Below are 1516 nucleotides of genomic sequence, written 5' to 3' on the forward strand. Positions count from 1 at the left end.
GCCTGGCAGGTGACGACCGGCAGTGAGGATGTGCGGATCGGGGGATTCGCCACCCTTGAAGGGCAGTTGTTGTCTGCCAGAGAGCTTGCCGAGATAGCGGAACTGAGACCGGGCAAACAGCTTCCTTTACTCTCCTCACAACAAGCGCGGAATGTAAAAGAGACCCTGCAAACACTCGCGCCGGGTGAATCATTTTGGCATAAGCGTCTGGCCTCGTTGCAGCCACTCCAGTTGCCTTTTGAAATGGCCGGGAAACAGGCTGAACCTCAATGGGGCATCAGCCCCTGGCAGCCTCCACTGCCTGAACACGTGGGGGAAGACCCATTACAGACACTGTTGCAGGTATTCGTTATCTACCTGGCGCGTTTGACTCAGCAGACTGAATTCCAAATTGGCTGGTGTGTGGGTGAGGCAGAAGATAAACCAGAGATATTGACCGGGTTGTCATCGGTGGTGCCGATGGTTGTTGAGGTGGCGCTTGATAAGCCGTGGTCTGTGGCGGCTGACTGGATGGATAACGAGCTGGTCCGATTGGCGCGGCACCGCACATTTAGTCGTGATCTTCTTTCCCGTTCTCCTTCACTGCGGGCTATCCCGGCATTAAGCACAGCTCGGCCGTGGCAGATCGCCGTTTCTGTGATTCAGGATGACAAATCGGGTGAGCAGGCGGTATCCGGCGAATTGCTGACATTCCAGATAAATTCGCAGGGCGGTTTTCGCTGGATCTATGATGAAAATCGCCTGAGCCCGGAAGTGATTCGGCGGATGGGCGAACATTTGCAGGTGCTGGCGGCATCAAAAAGGGCGAATGATGAAATCCCCGTAGGGCAGCTTAATTTGTTGCCAGAGGCTGAACGTAAGTTGTTGCTGGAAACCTGGAACGCGACTAAAACTGCCTATCCTGAGGCGTTATGCATTCATCAATTGTTTGAACAACAGGTGGAGAAAACCCCAGAAGCGACGGCACTGATAGCGGGAGATAACACCTTCAGTTATATGGAACTGAATGCCCGCGCCAACTGGCTGGCGCGTCAGCTCATCGAACAGGGGGTGTGTCCCGGTGATCATGTTGCGTTTCTGCTAGCGCGTTCGATGGAGCTGGTGGTGGTGCAATTGGCGATTCTCAAAGCCAGTGCCGTTTACGTGCCGATTGATCCCAGTGTGCCGGATGAGCGGAAAAACTGGCTGATAAGTGATTGTGCCGCCAAATTGTTGCTTGCCGATACACAGGCGGATATTCCGGCTAACCTGGCTGTGCCGCTGCTTCGTCTCTCGGATGAGACAGACTCGGGCCGCGAGGAAGATCATCTTAACCTTGACTTACCGCGTGCCAGCGCCGAGTTAGCGTATATCATGTACACCTCCGGTTCTACCGGGACGCCCAAAGGGGTGTTGGTGCCGCATCGTGCGGTAGTCCGGCTGGTTATCAATAATGGCTATGCTGACATCGGGCCGGATGATCGGGTGGCTTTTGCCGCTAATCCGGCGTTTGACGCCAGCACGTTTGAAGTCTGGG

The 1516-nt window shown here is 54.9% G+C and carries 1 protein-coding gene; it reads left to right on the plus strand.

The window, feature by feature from the left end:
- Positions 1-243: 243 nt before the first annotated feature.
- Positions 244-1516 (plus strand): AMP-binding protein (locus EAE91_RS23395; RefSeq protein WP_422615672.1); only part of this gene is annotated, 1273 nt, incomplete at its 3' end.

Source organism: Photorhabdus noenieputensis (assembly GCF_018448935.1).
Taxonomy (GTDB): domain Bacteria; phylum Pseudomonadota; class Gammaproteobacteria; order Enterobacterales; family Enterobacteriaceae; genus Photorhabdus; species Photorhabdus noenieputensis.